General features: G+C 73.6%; 12 protein-coding genes and 1 pseudogene. 10 read left to right on the forward strand and 3 right to left on the reverse strand.

Annotation, left to right across the window (positions count from 1 at the left end; all coding sequences use genetic code 11):
* The first annotated feature begins 237 nt into the window (after nucleotides 1-237).
* The 7 genes from AOM46_RS00265 to AOM46_RS00295 all read left to right on the forward strand — a co-directional run bounded on the left by AOM46_RS00265 (nucleotide 238) and on the right by AOM46_RS00295 (nucleotide 10510).
* A complete protein-coding gene (locus AOM46_RS00265; RefSeq protein WP_062203815.1) occupies nucleotides 238-1140 on the forward strand; it encodes a xanthine dehydrogenase family protein subunit M in 903 nt (300 codons plus the stop codon).
* Nucleotides 1137-2306, forward strand: a complete 1170-nt coding sequence (locus AOM46_RS31295) for a (2Fe-2S)-binding protein (protein ID WP_067225783.1) — start codon at nucleotides 1137-1139, stop codon at nucleotides 2304-2306. The genes AOM46_RS00265 and AOM46_RS31295 overlap by 4 nt, the downstream gene beginning before the upstream one ends.
* Nucleotides 2306-4663 carry a xanthine dehydrogenase family protein molybdopterin-binding subunit gene (locus tag AOM46_RS00275; protein WP_078856338.1) on the forward strand — a complete coding sequence of 786 codons (2358 nt, stop codon included), beginning with the start codon at nucleotides 2306-2308 and terminating at the stop codon, nucleotides 4661-4663. Before AOM46_RS31295 ends, AOM46_RS00275 begins: the two co-directional genes overlap by 1 nt.
* 92 nt (nucleotides 4664-4755) lie before the next feature.
* Entirely contained in the window at nucleotides 4756-6252 is a 1497-nt protein-coding gene (locus AOM46_RS00280; RefSeq protein WP_062203818.1) for an MFS transporter, read from the forward strand.
* Between the two features lie 678 nt (nucleotides 6253-6930).
* On the forward strand, nucleotides 6931-8736 hold the full coding sequence (locus tag AOM46_RS00285) for a DEAD/DEAH box helicase (protein WP_062206153.1): 1806 nt from the start codon (nucleotides 6931-6933) through the stop codon (nucleotides 8734-8736).
* Nucleotides 8737-9004: 268 nt separating this feature from the next.
* The gene (locus AOM46_RS00290; protein ID WP_062203820.1) at nucleotides 9005-9649 is read left to right on the forward strand and encodes an IclR family transcriptional regulator; all 645 of its coding nucleotides are present in this window, start codon (nucleotides 9005-9007) and stop codon (nucleotides 9647-9649) included.
* Between the two features lie 21 nt (nucleotides 9650-9670).
* Nucleotides 9671-10510: a hypothetical protein gene (locus AOM46_RS00295; protein ID WP_234313570.1), complete on the forward strand. Its 840-nt coding sequence runs from the start codon at nucleotides 9671-9673 to the stop codon at nucleotides 10508-10510.
* A gap of 70 nt (nucleotides 10511-10580) precedes the next feature.
* On the opposite strand, the gene hppD is transcribed toward AOM46_RS00295, so the two are convergent.
* Nucleotides 10581-11714 (reverse strand): 4-hydroxyphenylpyruvate dioxygenase, encoded by a 1134-nt coding sequence (gene hppD, locus AOM46_RS00300; protein ID WP_062203823.1) that lies wholly within the window; start codon nucleotides 11712-11714, stop codon nucleotides 10581-10583.
* A 142-nt stretch (nucleotides 11715-11856) separates the two neighbouring features.
* Between hppD and AOM46_RS00305 the strand changes: the two genes are divergently transcribed.
* Nucleotides 11857-12477 (forward strand): Lrp/AsnC family transcriptional regulator, encoded by a 621-nt coding sequence (locus AOM46_RS00305; RefSeq protein ID WP_078856339.1) that lies wholly within the window; start codon nucleotides 11857-11859, stop codon nucleotides 12475-12477.
* Nucleotides 12478-12588: 111 nt separating this feature from the next.
* On the opposite strand, the pseudogene AOM46_RS34490 reads toward AOM46_RS00305, so the two are convergent.
* Nucleotides 12589-13014: pseudogene (locus AOM46_RS34490) on the reverse strand (SsgA family sporulation/cell division regulator); the annotation flags it as partial.
* A 458-nt stretch (nucleotides 13015-13472) separates the two neighbouring features.
* Between AOM46_RS34490 and AOM46_RS33735 the strand changes: the two are divergent.
* Together AOM46_RS33735 and AOM46_RS00320 are read left to right on the forward strand one after the other, a co-directional pair.
* Nucleotides 13473-15602, forward strand: a complete 2130-nt coding sequence (locus AOM46_RS33735) for an RDD family protein (RefSeq protein ID WP_158920156.1) — start codon at nucleotides 13473-13475, stop codon at nucleotides 15600-15602.
* 56 nt (nucleotides 15603-15658) lie between these two features.
* A complete protein-coding gene (locus AOM46_RS00320; protein WP_062203831.1) occupies nucleotides 15659-16333 on the forward strand; it encodes an RDD family protein in 675 nt (224 codons plus the stop codon).
* A 71-nt stretch (nucleotides 16334-16404) separates the two neighbouring features.
* On the opposite strand, the gene AOM46_RS00325 is transcribed toward AOM46_RS00320, so the two are convergent.
* Nucleotides 16405-16704, reverse strand: coding sequence for a hypothetical protein (locus tag AOM46_RS00325; RefSeq protein WP_062203834.1), 300 nt, complete (start codon nucleotides 16702-16704; stop codon nucleotides 16405-16407).
* Nucleotides 16705-16857: the final 153 nt, after the last annotated feature.

Here is a 16857-nt window from a genome sequence, read left to right on the forward strand (position 1 = left end):
CGCGCGGGCGGCGGTCGGGCGGTGGGTCGGCGGCGTGTTCCCCGGTGTCCCGATCCTCGTGTGCCCTGATCGTGTGAGCCTGTTCCCAACCCGCCTCGAAGCGCCCGCCGTTCCTCGGCCGAGTTGACCGCCCCGCGCGTCTGCGGAGGCGAAAAATGTGCCAGAGTTGCCACCTCCGGGCCCGGAGCACGTACCGTACGGCTCGGCAGCCGGGACAACCGGAAAGGGGCAGCTGGATTGAGCACGCACGCACCGGCACCACGGACGGCCCAGCTCGTCGCGCTGCCGGCCACGCTGGATGACGCGGTGGCCGCGCTGGCCGATGTGCCGGCGGCCGTGCCGGTCGCCGGCGGCACCGATCTGATGGCGGGCGTCAACGCCGGGCTGCTGCGCCCGGCGGCCCTGGTGGGGCTCGGCCGGCTTGCCGAGCTGCGTGGCTGGGCGTACCAGGACGGTCACGCGCTGTTGGGCGCCTGTCTCACCCACTCCCGGATGAGTCGCCCCGACTTCGCCGCGCTGATCCCCGCGCTGGCCACCGCCGCCCGCTCCGCCGGCCCTCCGCAGGTGCGCAACGCCGGCACGCTGGGCGGGAACATCATCTCCGCCGCACCTTCGGGTGACACGCTGCCGGTGCTGGCCGCGCTGGAGGCCACGCTGCTGATCGCCGGCCCGGGGGGCGAGGGCAGACAGATCCCGGTCAGCCATCTGCTGGCCGGCCGCGACCGGTTGAACCCCGGCGAGCTGGTCGCCCATGTGCGGGTGCCGCTGCTGCACGCCCCGCAGACCTATCTCAAGGCCACCGCGCGCACCGGCCCCTCGCGCGCGGTCGCCTCGGTCGCCGTGGTGCTCGACCCGCTGCGCCGCGAAGTGCGTTGCGCGGTGGGCGCGGTGGCCCCGATGCCGCTGCGCCCGTTGGACGCCGAACGCTGGGTGGCCTCGCTGGTCGACTGGGACGGTCAACGCGGGCTGGCGCCCGAGGCGCTGGCCGCCTTCGGGGACTATGTCGGCATGGCGTGCATCCCGGACCCCGCGCCCGCCAAGGAGGGCGCCGAACCTGCCCAACTCCCGCGCGCCCTACTGCACTTGCGGCGTACCGTGGCAGCACTGGCCCGCCGTGGACTCGGAAGGGCTCTTCGATGAGCAACGAGCAGCAGCCCGACCCCAACGCCCAGGCGCCGCAGCCCAACTGGGGCGGCGAGTACGACGCGGAGGCCACCGGCTTCCTGGAGCTGCCGGGCGACTTCCCCCGGCAGGGCGGGAGCGAGCCGCTGGCCGCGCCGGGCCAGGGGTACCAGCCGCCGGTGATCGAGCCGAGCGCGCCGCCCGCCACCGCCGAGCCCAGCGTCGACCCCGGCGCCACCGGGCAGTGGACGATGCCGTTCGCCTTCGGCGAGGCGCCGGCCAGGCCCGAGGGCGCCGAGCCGCCCACGCCGGCCGAGACTCGGCACGCAGCCCTGGGGCAGGGCGCGGCGGCCGCGCTGGCCGGCTCCTTCGAGGGCCGCTCCGAACTGCGCGAGCCGACGGACGGCCATCAGGCCGAGCCCTGGCGGCCGCCGGCCGACGAGCCGGGCGAGCCGGCGGCGCCCGCGCCCTGGTCCGCGCCGGCGGCGGGCGAACCGCATCCGGCGGAGCCCGAGGCGGCGGCCGACGCGCCGGACGGCGATCCGGCGCCTGTGGTCAGCAGCAGCGAACACCCCGAGGTCTCCTATGTGTTGCGGGTGAACGGGGTCGAGCGGCCGGTGGCCGGCGCCTGGATCGGCGAGTCCCTGCTCTATGTGCTCCGCGAACGGCTCGGCCTGGCCGGCGCCAAGGACGGCTGCTCGCAGGGCGAGTGCGGCGCCTGCTCGGTGCAGGTGGACGGCCGGCTGGTGGCGGCCTGTCTGGTGCCGGCGGCGACGGCGGCCGGCAGCGAGATCCGCACCGTCGAGGGCTTGGGCACCGCCGAGGAACCGTCCGATGTGCAGCGGGCGTTGGCCGGCTGCGAGGTGCAGTGCGGGTTCTGCCTGCCGGGCATGGCCATGACGGTGCACGATCTGCTGGAGGGCAACCACGCCCCCACCGAGCTGGAGACCCGACGCGCGCTGTGCGGCAACCTCTGCCGTTGCGGCGGCTACCGGGGGGTGTTGGACGCGGTTCGCGAGGTGGCGGCCGAGCGCGGCGCGCGGGCCGCCAGGGCGGCGGCCGAGGCGGCGGAGGCCAAGGCCGCCGGCGAGGCGGCCCAGGGCGTCGAGCCGCTGCCGCCGCGCATCCCACACCAGGCGGGTCCGCCGGCGGCCGGCGGGTTTCCCCAGGCAGGAGGCATGTGATGGCGGAAGCGAACGGGCCGGCCGATGTCACAGCCGTCACGGCCCATGTGACGTCCGGCGTGGCGGGCACCGCCGGCGGTGCCGGGCGGAGCCGGCGCGGCCAGTACGGCATCGGCGCCTCGTTGGCCCCGGCGGACGCCGGCGCCAAGGCCACCGGCACCTTCCCCTACACCGCCGATCTCTGGGCCGAGGGGCTGCTGTGGGTGGCGGTGCTCAGGGCGCCGCATCCGCGCGCCCGGATCAAGGACATCGACACCGCCGACGCCCAGGCCATGCCGGGGGTGCGCGCGGTGGTCACCCACGCCGATGTGACGGGCGACGGTCTGCTGGGCCGGCGGGTCACCGACCGGCCGGCGTTCGCCTCCGACGAGGTGCGGTACCACGGGGAGCCGGTGGCCGCGGTGGCGGCCGACCATCCGGAGACGGCGCGGCTCGCGGCCGCCGCCATCGCCGTCGACTACGAGCCGCTGGAGGCGGTCACCAACGCGCAACGCGCGTTCGAGGCCGATCCGTTGCATCCGGACGGCAATGTGATTCGGCATATCCCGCTGCGCCACGGCGATCCGACGGCGACCGGCGAGGTCGTGGTCGAGGGCCTCTACCGGATCGGCCGGCAGGACTCCGCGCCGATCGGCGCCGAATCGGGCCTGGCCGTGCCGCGCCCGGACGGCGGCGTGGAGATCTATGTGGCCGCGACGGACCCGCATACCGACCGGGACCGGCTGGCCGGCTGTCTCGGGCTGACCACGGAGCAGGTCAAGGTCTATGTGACGGGTGTGCCCGGCTCGTTGGGGGACCGGGAGGACCAGGGCTTCCAACTGCCGCTGGCGCTGCTGGCGATCCGCACCGGCTGCCCCGTCAAGCTGGCCGCGACCAGGGAGGAGTCCTTCCTGGGGCACGCCCACCGGCATCCGACGCTGCTGCGGTACTGGCATCACGCGGACCGCGAGGGCCGGCTGGTCAAGGTCGAGGCGCAGCTGCTGATGGACGCCGGCGCCTACGCGGACGAGTCGGCCGAGGCGCTGGCCGCCGCCGTCTCCTTCGCGGGCGGCCCCTATGTGGTGCCCAACGCCGTGGTGGACGGCTGGGCGGTGCGCACCAACAACCCGCCGGCCGGCTATCTGCGGGGCGAGGGCGCCATGCAGGTCTGCGCGGCCTACGAGGGGCAGATGGACCAGCTGGCGGCCCGGCTGGGGATGGACCCGGCCGAGCTGCGCGCCCGCAACGTACTGGCCACCGGCGACACCCTGCCCACCGGGCAGGCGGTGACCTGCCCGGCGCCCGTCGCCGAGCTGCTGGCCGCCGTGCGCGAGGCGCCGCTGCCTGCGCTGCCCAAGGACGGCCCGATCGAGGACTGGCTGCTGCCCGGCGGCCCCGACGGCGCCGGCGATCCGGCGGCGGTTCGCCGGGGCGTCGGCTACGCCCTCGGCATGGTGCATCTGCTGGGCGCCGAGGGCACCGACGAGGTGTCGACGGCGACGGTGCGGGTCGAGGGGAACGCCGACGGCTGTACGGCCACCGTGCTGTGCGCCGCCGTGGAGACGGGGCAGGGCTTCGCGACCCTGGCCCGGCAGGTGGTGCAGGAGGTGCTGAACATCGACGAGGTGGTGGTGGCGCCCGTCGACACGGACCAGCCGCCGGCGGGCCCCGGCGGCCGGGGCCGGCACACCTGGGTGTCGGCCGGCGCCGTGGAACGGGCGGCCCGGATGGTGCGCACCCAGCTGCTGCAGCCGCTGGCCGCCAACTTCGGGATGTCGGCCGAGCTGTTGACCATCGAGGACGGCAAGATCACCTCGTACGACGGGGTGTTGAGCACCACGGTGGCGGAGGCGCTGGAGGGCAAGGAGCTGTGGGCCACCGCCCAGTGCCGGCCGCACCCGACCGAGCCGTTGAACGAGTCGGGGCAGGGCGACGCCTTTGTCGGCCTGGCCTTCGCCGCGGTGCGGGCGGTGGTCGACGTCGATGTGGAGCTGGGCGCGGTGCGGGTGGTCGAGATGGCCGTCGCGCAGGATGTGGGCCGGGTGCTCAACCCGCGCCAGCTGCGGGCCAGGATCGAGGCGGGCGTCACCCAGGGCATCGGCGCCGCGCTGACCGAGCATCTGCGGGTGGTGCGCGGCGAGGTGCGGCACGCCGACCTCGCCAAGTACGCGCTGCCGACGGCGCTGGACACACCCGAGGTACGGATCGTGTCGCTGCTGGAGGAACGTGACGTGGTCGCGCCGTTCGGCGCCAAGTCGGCCAGCGCGCCGCCGCTGGTGGTCTCCCCGGCCGCGGTGGCGGCGGCGGTGCGCGCGGCCACCGGACAGCCGGTGAACCGTCTCCCGATCAAGCCCCAGTTCGCGGTCGGCGCGGGTTAGGGCCTGGGACTTTGGCCCTGGTCCCCCGGGACCAGGGGGTACCGGCGGTAAGTGCATAGGCATCAGGTGGGTTCGGTCCTTACGGTGGTGGCATGAAACATGCCGAGGCCGCGCAACCCGACGCCGAGCCGGACGAACCGGCCCGGTCTGTCGGCCCCGTCCGTCCCTCCCCGCCCGCCGAACCCGCGGGCGGGGTGCTGAGCGCCTCCTATCGCGCGTTGACGCTGGGGTGCGTGGCCACGGTGCTGTTGATCGCCTTCGAGGCGATGGCGGTCGGCACCGCGATGCCGGCGGCGGCCGACGCGTTGAACGGCGTCTCGCTCTACGCGTTCGCGTTCTCCGCCTTCTTCACCACCAGCCTGCTGGGCATGTCGGTGTCCGGGCAGTGGTGCGACCGGTCGGGGCCGATGGCCCCGGTGGTGACGGGGATAGCGGCGTTCGCCGCCGGGCTGCTGCTCTCCGGGGTGGCGCAGGCGATGTGGGTCTTCGTGGTGGGCCGCGCGTTCCAGGGGGTGGGCGGCGGGCTGGTGATCGTGGCGCTCTATGTCACGGTCCGACGGGCCTATCCGGAGCGGCTGCGTCCCGCCGCGCTGGCGGCGTTCTCGGCGGCCTGGGTGGTGCCCTCGATGGTGGGTCCGGTGATCGCCGGCACCATCACCGAACACTTCGGCTGGCGTTGGGTGTTCCTCGGCATCACCGTCCTGGTGGTGCTGCCGTTGCTGGTGCTGCTGCCCGAGCTGCGCCGCGCCGCTTCGGGTCCGCCGGACGGGGTGGCGCGGGCGATGGACCGGCGGCTGCTGCGGCTGGCCGTCGCGGTCGCGGTGGGCGCGGGACTGCTCCAGTACGGCGGGCAGGAGCTGCGTTGGCTCTCGCTGCTGCCGGTGCTCGTCGGCCTCGCGCTGCTGGCGCCCTCGGCGCTGCGGTTGCTGCCGGCCGGAACGTTCCGGCTCCGCCGCGGCCTGCCGTCGGTGATCGCGCTGCGTGGCGTGATCTCGGCGGCCTATCTCTCCACCCAGACGTTTCTGCCGCTGCTGCTGGTGACCCAGCGGGGCCTGTCCTACACCCAGGCCGGGCTCTCGCTCGCGGCCTCGGGCGCGAGTTGGGCGGTGGGCTCCTGGGCCCAGTCCCGGCCCTGGGCTGAACCCCACCGCTTCGAACTCGTGCGCGCCGGCACGGTGTTGATCGTGCTGGGCGTGGGCACCACGCCGCTGGTGCTGCTGGACGCGGTGCCGGTCTGGCTGCCGGTGCTGACACTGGGCGTGGGCGCCTTCGGAATGGGCCTGGTGGTGTCCACGGTGGGTGTGCTGGTGCTGCGTTTCTCGACGCCGAAGGAGGCGGGCGGCAATGTGGCCTCGCTGCAGCTCTGCGACTCCCTGGCCAATGTGGTGATGCTCACCACGGTCGGCTCCCTCTTCGCGGCGCTGGGCGGCGACGCGACGGCCGCCTCGGCCCACGCGGCCGAGACGGCCACGGACACGACGGTCGGCCCCGCCGCGTTTGTCGCGGTCTACGCCGCGGCCTCGGCCGCCGCCCTCCTGAGCGTCCTGGTCGCCACCCGGCTCCACGAACGCCCACCGCCGACCGACTGACCGTCGGCGCGGCTGAAGGTCTGCCGGACGTGGTCGCCCGTGCAGGGGGCCGGACCCGCGACGGCGGGGACGGTGCCCCGGGGCGGGGGATCGGGCGTGGCCGACCAGCGAGCGACGTCAGCCCGTCCCGCCGGCTCGGCCCCGGGCGTCGGGGATCCTCGTCCGGTGCCTCTCCCCGGGGTCGGCGGTGGCCGACGCGGCCCGGAACAGACGTCACCGTACATGCGCGTGGGCACGACGCCGCTGCGTCCGATCAGGCGTGGCCTCCCTCACGCCGCAGGCCCTCCCGCCCACGGGGCCCCTGTTCGGCGTCGCCGGGGCAACCGGCATCACCATCCGCTGGTTGTTCCCTGTCCGTTCCCCGGCCCTTTCGGCGCCGCCCGCAGGGCGCCCCGTCCCCTGCGGCCCGGTTGGACCACGGCATGGCCCCTCCGCCCGTTCCCCTCGCCCGGCCATCGTGCCGGGACAGCCGTCCCCCCCCCCGGACCGGCCGCGAAACGAGCCCGCTGTCTCTCCAACCCGGCCCCGCCGCCCGCAGGGCGAATACCGGCCGTCCCCCGGCGGTGCGGGCGCCGAGCGCCCGCACCGCCGGGGGACGGCCGGCGGCCCGGCTCCGCGCAGCGGATACGCTGGGGAGCGTTGCCGACCGACCGTCTCGACGAGACCGCACGGGAGATCGTGAGTACCACCGCCTCTTCCTCACCGGCCACTCCGGCCCCTTCGTCCCATCTCTCGCCGGCCTTTCCCGGCCGCGCGCCCTGGGGTACGGCGAACAAGCTCCGTGCCTGGCAGCAGGGCGCGATGGACGAGTATCTGCGGACGCAGCCACGGGACTTCCTGGCCGTCGCCACGCCCGGTGCCGGCAAGACGACGTTCGCCCTGACGTTGGCCTCCTGGCTGCTGCACCACCATGTGGTGCAGCAGATCACGGTGGTCGCGCCGACCGAGCATCTGAAGTCGCAGTGGGCGGAGGCCGCCGCCCGGATAGGCATCAAGCTGGATCCGGAGTACAGCGCGGGCCCGGTCGGCCGCGAGTACCACGGGGTCGCCGTCACCTATGCGGGCATCGGGGTGCGGCCCATGCTGCACCGCAACCGCAGCGAGCAGCGCAAGACGCTGGTGATCCTGGACGAGATCCACCACGCGGGGGACTCCCGCTCCTGGGGCGAGGCATGTCTTGAGGCGTTCGAACCGGCCACCAGACGGCTGGCGTTGACCGGTACCCCGTTCCGTTCGGACACCAACCCGATCCCGTTCGTCGCCTATGCGGAGGGCAACGACGGGGTGCGGCGCTCCGTCGCCGACTACACCTACGGCTATGGCAACGCGCTGGCGGACGGCGTGGTGCGGCCGGTGATCTTCCTCTCCTACAGCGGCAGCATGCGCTGGCGCACCAAGGCGGGGGACGAGGTCGCGGCGCGGTTGGGCGAGCCGATGACGAAGGACGCCGTGTCGCAGGCGTGGCGTACCGCGCTCGACCCCAGGGGCGAGTGGATGCCGGCCGTGCTGCGCGCCGCCGACCGGCGGTTGCACGAGGTGCGTCGGTCCATCCATGACGCGGGCGGCCTGGTGATCGCGAGCGATCAGGAATCGGCCCGGGCCTATGCCAAGTTGATCAGGGAGATCACGGGGGAGTCCGCCACCCTGGTGCTCTCCGACGACTCCGGCGCCTCGGGCCGGATCGAGGAGTTCCGCACCTCGGACGACCGTTGGATGGTCGCGGTGCGGATGGTGTCCGAGGGGGTCGACGTGCCCCGGCTGGCCGTCGGGGTCTATGCCACCACCATCTCCACGCCGCTGTTCTTCGCCCAGGCGGTGGGCCGTTTCGTCCGCTCCCGCCGGCGTGGCGAGACCGCGTCCGTCTTTCTGCCGACGATCCCCTCGCTGCTGGGCTTCGCGCACGAGCTGGAGCTGGAGCGCGACCATGTGCTGGACAAGCCGAAGAAGGCCGAGGAGGACCCGTACGCCGAGGAGGCCGAACTGCTCGCCGAGGCCGAGCGGGAGCGGGACGAGCCGGACGGCGAGGAGCAACTGCCCTTCGAGGCGCTGGAGTCGGAGGCCGTCTTCGACCGGGTGATGTACGACGGCGCCGAGTTCGGCATGCAGGCGCATCCGGGGAGCGAGGAGGAGCAGGACTACCTCGGCATCCCGGGGCTGCTGGAGCCGGACCAGGTGCAGATGCTGCTCCAGAAGCGGCAGGCGCGGCAGATCGCGCACAGCAGGCGCAAGCCCGACGAGGAGGCCGATCTGATCGAGCTGCCGGCCGAACGTCGTCCGGTGGTCTCGCACAAGGAGATGATGGAGCTGCGCCGCGAGCTGAACTCCCTCGTCGGCGCCTACTCCCACCAGTCGGGGAAGCCGCACGGGGTGGTGCACACCGAACTGCGCCGGGTCTGCGGCGGACCGCCGACGGCGGAGGCCACCCCAGGGCAGTTGCGGCAGCGGATGCTCAAGGTGCGGGAGTGGGCCACGAAAATGCGGTGACCGGTCGGCCAGAAACGGGAGTTGCGGCAGATAGCGGCACCAATCGCCCGCGAACTGCTCGGAATCTGGACAGCCTCTTCCGCTGAGCGGTAACGCTCGATACATTTCCGGACACGCGTACACCCGGGTGGCAGAGCCGCCTCCGGGGAGTGCAGCCGGCTTCTGCTCCTTGGCAACCGCGACCGTTGGCCCACGCGCGCGCCGCGGCCGGGTCGGGAGTTTCGCGGTGCCGAGTGGGATCTGCGGGCTCACCTGAGAAGGGGGCGTCGTGACCACCGAGACCTCTCAGACGCTCGACCGGGGCCTTCGGGTCCTCAAACTCCTGGCCGAGACCGACCACGGGCTGACCGTGACCGAACTCTCGCGCCAGATGGGCGTCAACCGAACCGTCGTCTACCGGCTGCTGGCCACTTTGGAACTGCATTCCCTGGTACGACGCGACGCCAGCGGCCGGGCCCGCGTCGGCATCGGCGTGCTGGGCCTCGGCCGGCAGGTGCATCCGCTGGTGCGGGACGCGGCGCTGCCGGCGCTGCGCACGCTCGCCGAGGAGCTGGGCGCCACCGCCCACCTCACCGTCGTCGACGGCACCGACGCGCTGGCCGTCGCCGTCGTCGAACCCAGCTGGACCGACTACCACGTGGCCTACCGCACCGGCTTCCGGCATCCGCTGGAACAGGGCGCGGCGGGCCGTGCCATCCTCACCGGACGCTGCAAGGACATCGACAACGAGGACGGATTCGTCGCCACCCAGGGCGAGTTGGAGGCCGGCGCCAGCGGCGCCGCAGCGCCGCTGCCGGCCGAGTGCGGCATCGAGGGCAGCGTGGGCGTGGTGCTGCTGAGCGATGTGGTGCCGCCCGAGGTGGGACCCCGGGTGATCAGGGCGGCCCGGGAGGTGGCCGACGCGCTGCGCTAGCGCTGCGTTAGATTCGCTGCCATGCCCGCAGCGCCGGCCGCGAAGACGGCCACCGACACCCCCGCCGACCGGCCGTCACCCGAGCGCCGCAGGCGCCGCGTGCTGGCGTCCTGTGGCGCGGCGTTCGCCGCGCTGCTCGCGGTCACCGCGCTGGCCCCGCTGCCGTTCGCGGTGACCGAGCCGGGGATGACCGCCGATGTGCTGGGGGAGCACAACGGCGAGCCGGTGATCCGGATCAGCGGCGTCGAACCGCTGCCGGTGGCCGGCGAGCTGCGGATGACCACGATCAACGCCACCTCGCCCGACGCCACCATCCGGCTGGCCGACGTGGTCAGCGGGTACCTCGCCGACGACCGGGCCGTCCTGCCGAGGGACTCGGTCTATCCGGTGGGCAACTCGACGCAGGAGATCAGGGAGCACAACGCCGAGCAGATGCGCGTCTCCCAGGACGCGGCGGTGGCCGCCGCGCTGGGCTATCTGGACCGCGCCGACGAGGGCATCGAGATCGAGCTGAACCTCAGCGATGTCGGCGGTCCGAGCGCCGGGCTGCTGTTCTCGCTCGGCGTGGTCGCCCTGTTGGACGGCGACGGGGAGGGCGGCGACCTCACCGGCGGCCTGGTCGTCGCCGGCACCGGCACCATCGACGCCGACGGCACGGTGGGCGCGGTCGGCGGCGTGCCGTTGAAGACCCACGCGGCGCGGGCGGACGGCGCCGAGGTGTTCCTGGTGCCGCGCGACGAGTGCGACGCGGCGGGCGGCAACGCGCCGGACGGGCTCCGGCTCGTCCCCGTCGAGACGCTGGGCGACGCGGTCGAAAGCCTTCGTTCCCTGGCCACGGACGGCTCGGCGCCCTCCTGCTGAGGCGCGGCCCCGGAACGGAGACCGCCCCCGCGAGTGCAGGTCGCGGGGGCGGCTGTGGGGGGTGGTGCTGTTACAGATTCCCCCGTCGCGCCTGTTCACGCTCGATTGCTTCGAAGAGAGCTTTGAAGTTCCCTTTTCCAAACCCCAGCGACCCGTGCCGTTCGATCAACTCGAAGAAGACGGTCGGCCGATCCTGTACGGGCTTGGTGAAGATCTGCAACAGATAGCCGTCCTCGTCCCGGTCGGCCAGCACCCGATGCTTCCGCAGCGTGTCGATCGGCACCCGGGTCTCGCCCACCCAGGACCCCAACTCGTCGTAGTACGAGTCCGGAACGTCCAGGAACTCGACACCAGCCGCGCGCATCGCGTCCACCGTCCGGACGATGTCGTTGGTGGCCAGGGCGATGTGCTGCACCCCGGGGCCGCCGTAGAACTCCAGGTACTCGTCGATCTGCGACTTCTTCCGGCCCGGCGCCGGCTCGTTGATCGGGAACTTGACCTTGCGCGAGCCGTCGGCGACCACCTTGGACATGAGCGCGGAGTACTCGGTGGCGATGTCGTCGCCCACGAACTCCTTCATATTGGTGAACCCCATCACCCGCTGGTAGAACTCCACCCACTCGTTCATCCGCCCGAGTTCGACATTGCCCACGCAGTGGTCGACGGCCTGGAAGAAGCGTCGTTCGGGGGGCGCCACCAGGGGGCGCGCGGGCTGGTAGCCCGGCAGGTAGACGCCCTTGTAGTCGCCGCGTTCCACCAGGGTGTGCCGGGTCCCGCCGTAGGTGGCGACGGCGGCCAGCACCACCGTGCCGTCCTCGTCGGAGATCTCCTCCGGCTCGCGCAGCGGTCGCGCGCCCTGGGCGGTGGCGTGCGCGAAGGCGGCCCTGGCGTCCGGCACCTCGATCGCCAGATCGATGATCCCGTCGCCGTGTTCGGCGACATGCCTGGCCAGCGCGTGCCCCTCCTCGCTCGCCGCCCGGATCACCGAGGTCAGGACGAACCTGGCGCCGCCCGACTCCAGTACATAGGAGGCGAGTTCCGGGCTGCCGTGCTCCGGGCCACGGTAGGCGACGAGGGTCATCCCGAAGGCCGTGGCGTAGTAGTGGGCCGCCTGTTTGGCGTTGCCCACGGCAAAGACGACCGCGTCCATGCCCCGCACGGGGAACGGGTCGTCCACGCTGTGTTCACGTCTTTCCGCAGTCATGTCCGCAGGGTGCGCCTCCTCGGCACACTGTGCAATAGTTGGCGTTTTCTCTGGGCATGTTGTACGGCTGAACGGGGAGAACGCCGGTCAACCTGCACAGGTTGCCCAGGGTCCGACGGGCGGTGTTACGGGAGGGGACGACATGGCCATCGAGGGGCCGGCCGAAGCGGCCATCGACACGCTGGACGCGCGGCTGATCGAGTTGCTGGCGCACGAGCCGCGGATAGGGGTGTTGGAGGCGTCCCGCCGGCTCGGCGTGGCCAGGGGCACGGCCCAGGCGCGGCTGGAGAAGCTCCGCGCCCGGGGCGTGATCCGTGGCTTCGGCCCCGAGGTGGACCCGGCGGCCATCGGGTTCCCGGTCACCGCCTTCGTCACCCTGGAGATCACCCAGGGGGTCGGCGAGCGGGTCAGGCTGCATCTGCGCCGGGTGCCCGAGGTGTTGGAACTGCACACCATCACGGGCCACGGCGATCTGCTCTGCCGGCTGGTGGCCCGCTCCAACGAGGATCTGCAGCGGGTGATCGACCAGGTGGTCGGGTTCGCCGGGATCGTCCGCTCGTCCACGGTGATAGCGCTCTCCAACCCGGTGCCGCTGCGGACCATCCCGCTGGTGCGTCACGCCGCCGCCGGTTCAGCCGGCCGCCTCCCCGGTGTCGTCGAACCGACCGCCGAGGTCGGTGCGTTCGGGAAGGTCGGCCAGGTCGGCGAGGCCCCCGAGGTCGGCGGGCCGGTCGCGGGCGGAGAGCCGCCCGAGATCGGGTAGTTCGGCGAGATCGGTCAGATCGGAGACCTGGGACAGCCCCGGCAACTCGGGCCGGCCCGGCCGCTCGGCCGCGCGGTCGTGCCGCTCCTCCACCTCGGACCGGCCGCGCGCGTCGGCGAACGGGGCGGCCAGCAGCGCCGAGAGCTCGTCCGTGATGTCCCAGTCGCGGCCCTCCCGCCCGGGGGGCACCACCCGCATCGTCCGCTCCAGCCAGGCCGCGACGGAGTGCGCGGGGATGCGCAGCAGCGCGTCTCCGTCGGGGGAGCGCAGCGAGAGGCAGATCGCGCCGCCGCGCTGCTCCTCGGGCAGATCGGGCCAGACCCGCACATCGCCCTGCCCGGCCGGCCGGAACACGCCCTCCACCAGCAACTCCCTGGCGAACGTCCACTGCACGGGCGCGTCCGAGCCGACGTGGAACGTGATGTGCACCGCATAGGGGTCGTCCGAGCGGTAGCTGAGCCGGGCCGGGATGAGGATGCTGCGCTCCGGGGAGAGCACCAACTGAACGTCCAACTCCCGCTCGATGATGGTCTGCATGACAAGACCCCCTTCTTCTGTGGTCACTTCACCCACGTTGGTGCCGTCTGGGGGAGGAGAGTGGGGTGATGGCCTCCTATTACGCGGGTTGCCGAACTTTTCCCGGGGTGGATTGTCAGTGCCGGCGAGTACCTTCGTCACCATGAGTGAGCAATCCATGGAGAAGCGAACCGCGTGTGAGCGAAACACCTGTGAGGGAACCATGTGGGAGCCGGGGGCGCGCGGGGTTTTCCGCTGGCGCGCGGTGGGCCCAAGAGCGCGGTGGGCGCGGCGGGTTGGGCGGCCCGGGGCCCGGCCGCCGGGGGCTGTGCCGCCTCGGCTCCCCGCGGTCGGCCGCTGTTCGTTAGGGTCCTCGTACAACAGACTGACTCGGGGTATCGCCGCACCCGCGGCGACGTAACATCGTATCCCGCAGAGACCATGAGCAGGATGTACGGACGAGGGGATTCGGCCCGCCTATGAGCCTCCCACCCGCAGGAAACGCCAGCGGCCCGGGGCCCAACTGGTATCCCGACCCGTCCATTCCGGGCTATATCCGGTACTGGGACGGTCAGACCTGGGTTCCCGGCAGCAGCCGGCCCGAGCCACGGGAAGGCGAGCCCATGCCGACGCCCCCGGCGGCGGGGTCGGGCGCCGCCGCCCTGCCCGAGCGGCAGGGGCGCGCCGAGATCGCGCCCGGAGGGGACCAACGCGGCGGCCCCTGGCGCCCCGACGAGGATGTCAGCACCTCCCCGGTGGCGGCGCCGGGCCGGGGCGACCCCCGGGGACAGTTCCAGCGCACGCCGTCCGAGGGCTCCGAGCCGCCGGCCTCTCCCCAGCCGAAGGCGGCGCCGGCCGAGCCGGCCGGGCCGGCGGGGTCCGGCCCCCCGCTCGGCCTTTCCCTCCCACCCCAGCGGAGTGCCTCCGGCGGTCAGGCCACCCCGCCGGCGGGCGCGGACGCCCCCGGCGCCCCGGCCGGCGGCGCCAACCCCCAGCCGGCCGGGCCTGGTTCGTCCTCCTCCCCCGCGGGCGGCCTCCCGGGCCAGCCGGGTGCCTCCGGCGGTCAGGCCAGCGCGCCGGCTGCCGCTGGTGGTCCTCCTGGTCTTGGTTTGCCGGGTCAGTCCGGTGGTCCCGGTGGTGGTGGTTCGCCGGCCCCGGCCGGTGGTCCTCCTGGCTTCGGCCAGCCCGGTGCGGGTCCCGCTGGTGGTGCGTCCGGTGGTGCCAACTCGCCGGCGGCTGCCGGTGGTTCGTCGGCTCCCGCTGGTGGTCCTCCTGGTCTTGGTTTGCCGGGTCAGTCCGGTGGTCCCGGTGGTGGTGGCTCGTCGGCCCCGGCCGGTGGTCCTCCTGGCTTCGGCCAGCCCGGTGCGGGTCCTGCGGGCGCTGCTCCTGGCCAGCCGAGCGCCGGTGGTTCGTCGGCCCCTGCCGGTGGCCCTCCCGGTTTCGGTCAGCCCGGTGCCGGTCCCGCTGGTGGCCCACCCGGCCTTGGCCTCCCGGGTCAGCCGGGTGCCTCCGGCGGTCAGGCCGCCCCGCCGGCGGCCGCGGGCGGCGCCAACCCGCAGGTTGCCGCCGGTGGTTCGTCGGCTCCGGCCGGTGGTCCTCCTGGCTTCGGCCAGCCTGGTGGCCCGGGGGGTGCGTCCGGTCAGCCGGCCGCAGGTCCCGGCGGGGCTGGGTTCCCCGGCCAGCAGGGTGGTCCAGGTGGTCAGCAGGGTTACGGGTTTCCGCCGGCCTCGGGTGCGGCCGCGCCCGGGCAGCCGGCCCCCGCCGGCGCGGGTTTCCCGGGCCAGCCGGGGCAGCCCGGTGGTCCGGGCGGGCAGCAGGGCTATGGGTTCCCCCAGCCCGGGCAGCCCCAGCCCGGCGGTCATGGCCAGCCGGGCCAGTCCGGCTACGGCTTCCCCCAGCAGGGCGGCGGCCCCGCCGCCGGGCCGCAGGGCGGCTACGGCTATCCGCCGCCCGCGCAGGGCTCCGGCGGCTACGGCTACCCGCCGCCCGCGCAGGGCTCGGCGCAGGGCCCGGGCGGCTCCCAGTCGTCGTATCTCCAGTCCCACGAGGGCGCTCCGCTCACCATGATGGGCAAGCTGGCCGAGCCGGAGCAGAAGTACCCGGCCACGTCGGGGCGCCGGCTCACCGCCCGGTTGCTGGATCTGATCCTTCCGCTCGGCGGTGCGATCGCGCTGGCCGTGCCGCTGCTCGGGGACGCCAGGGACCACATCAGCGACCGGATCGACTCGATCGAGCATGCCGGCGTCAACGAGCAGATCTGGTTGATCGACGGCACCACCGGCGGCTATCTCGGCATGGTGCTCGGGGTGTTCTTCGGCGTGGGGCTGCTCTTCGAGGTGCTGCCCGTCGCGCTCTGGGGCACCACCCTGGGCAAGGCCGTCTGCGGGCTCCGGGTGTTGGACATGCAACGCCAGGAGACGCCGTCGTTCGGCGCCGCGCTGTTGCGCTGGTTGGTCTACAACCTGCTGAGCGTGGTGTTGGTCGGCATCGTCAACATGATCCTCGCCGTACGGGACCGGCCCTGGCGGCAGGGCTGGCACGACAAGGCGGCCAAGACCTTCGTGGCGACGAAAAAGAAGCCGGCTGACCCGGTCGGACCAGCTCGGTAGCCCATCCGCCGGCCGTCCGGATGCGGTCGCGTCGGGGCCGGGGTGGACTCGCTGCCATGAGCACCGAGCAGCCGCGCCCAGGCCCCGGCGACGAGCCGGAACGCGATTGGCCCGTCGACCCCACCCTCCGCGACGAGTCCGGGTTGCCTCCCGCGCCGCCTCCGCCGACCGCCGGCGGCGTCCCGCCCGGCGGCGGTGTGCCCGGCGTCGGCGGTCCCACGGGCGGCGACCGCTATGGCGCCAACCCCTACGGCGACGCCAGCGGCGCCGCCGACCCGCTGGCCGGCATGCCGCCACTGGCCGCGCTCTGGCGCCGGTTGGTGGCGCGGATCATCGACATAGTGATCATCGCGGTTCCGGTGACGCTCATCCTCTGGCCGTTCGCCGGCGGCTACGACTTCGACAACAACGACGGGGGCGGCGGCTCCTACGGGCGGCAGGCCGTGGTGCTGCTGGTCTACTTCGTCTACGAGGCGTTGATGCTCAGCGCCCGCGGCCAGACCCTGGGCAAGATGGCCATGAGGATCCGGGTCGCGATGCTCGCCGACGGGGCGGTGCCGCACGGCAACCCGGCGTGGTTCCGGGCGGGCGTCTACTCGCTGCCCCAGCTGCTGCCCTGCGTCGGCTTTGTCTTCTGGCTCGTCAACGTGCTGTTCTGCACCTGGGATCGCCCCTACCGCCAGTGTCTGCACGACAAGGCGGCCAGGACCCTGGTGGTCTCCACCGGGTGAGCGTTTCCCGCGCCGCCGCCCCGTCGCCCGCGCCGCCCGGTCGCCCGCGCCGCCGCCCGGGCCGTCGTCGATCAGACGCGCGCCTCGGAGCGTTTCCCGACCGGCGCCAGGCGCTCACGCGGCGCGGCCACCGGCGCCGCCGGGACGGCGGCCGAACGCGGCGCCGGCGCGGCCGAGGCCGAGGCCGAACGGGAGCCGGCGGAACGGGCGTTGACGAACAGGGCCACCCCGGTGCCGGCGGCCAGCGCGCCGCAGGCGATCGCCAGCGCGACGGGCAGGGAGTCGGCGGGGACCAGGACCAGCATCAGGAACGTGAGGGTGATGACGGTGACCGAACCGTAGACGATCTGCACGGGGGTCGGGTGCGGCATGGCGGTATCCGTCCTCGGATGGAGAGCTGTAGCCGTCGGGAAGGCGAGGGGGTGTCCTTCCCATCGAACGACTCTACGAGCCTCGATGCCCGTCCCGCGAGTCGGGTAAGCGTGCCGGGCCGGGGGCTCGGGAGCACGGGGGGCGCATCGGTT

It is taken from the genome of Streptomyces sp. NBRC 109706, assembly GCF_000974485.1.
Lineage (GTDB): Bacteria > Actinomycetota > Actinomycetes > Streptomycetales > Streptomycetaceae > Streptomyces.

Excerpts from the sequence above, each read along its gene's own strand:
- AOM46_RS31295 (WP_067225783.1), top strand. The coding sequence starts at position 1,137 with ATGAGCAACGAGCAGCAGCCCGACCCCAACGCCCAGGCGCCGCAGCCC.
- AOM46_RS00275 (WP_078856338.1), top strand. The coding sequence starts at position 2,306 with ATGGCGGAAGCGAACGGGCCGGCCGATGTCACAGCCGTCACGGCCCAT.
- AOM46_RS00280 (WP_062203818.1), top strand. The coding sequence starts at position 4,756 with ATGAAACATGCCGAGGCCGCGCAACCCGACGCCGAGCCGGACGAACCG.
- AOM46_RS00295 (WP_234313570.1), top strand. The coding sequence starts at position 9,671 with ATGCCCGCAGCGCCGGCCGCGAAGACGGCCACCGACACCCCCGCCGAC.
- hppD (WP_062203823.1), bottom strand. The coding sequence starts at position 11,714 with ATGACTGCGGAAAGACGTGAACACAGCGTGGACGACCCGTTCCCCGTG.
- AOM46_RS00305 (WP_078856339.1), top strand. The coding sequence starts at position 11,857 with ATGGCCATCGAGGGGCCGGCCGAAGCGGCCATCGACACGCTGGACGCG.
- AOM46_RS33735 (WP_158920156.1), top strand. The coding sequence starts at position 13,473 with ATGAGCCTCCCACCCGCAGGAAACGCCAGCGGCCCGGGGCCCAACTGG.
- AOM46_RS00320 (WP_062203831.1), top strand. The coding sequence starts at position 15,659 with ATGAGCACCGAGCAGCCGCGCCCAGGCCCCGGCGACGAGCCGGAACGC.
- AOM46_RS00325 (WP_062203834.1), bottom strand. The coding sequence starts at position 16,704 with ATGCCGCACCCGACCCCCGTGCAGATCGTCTACGGTTCGGTCACCGTC.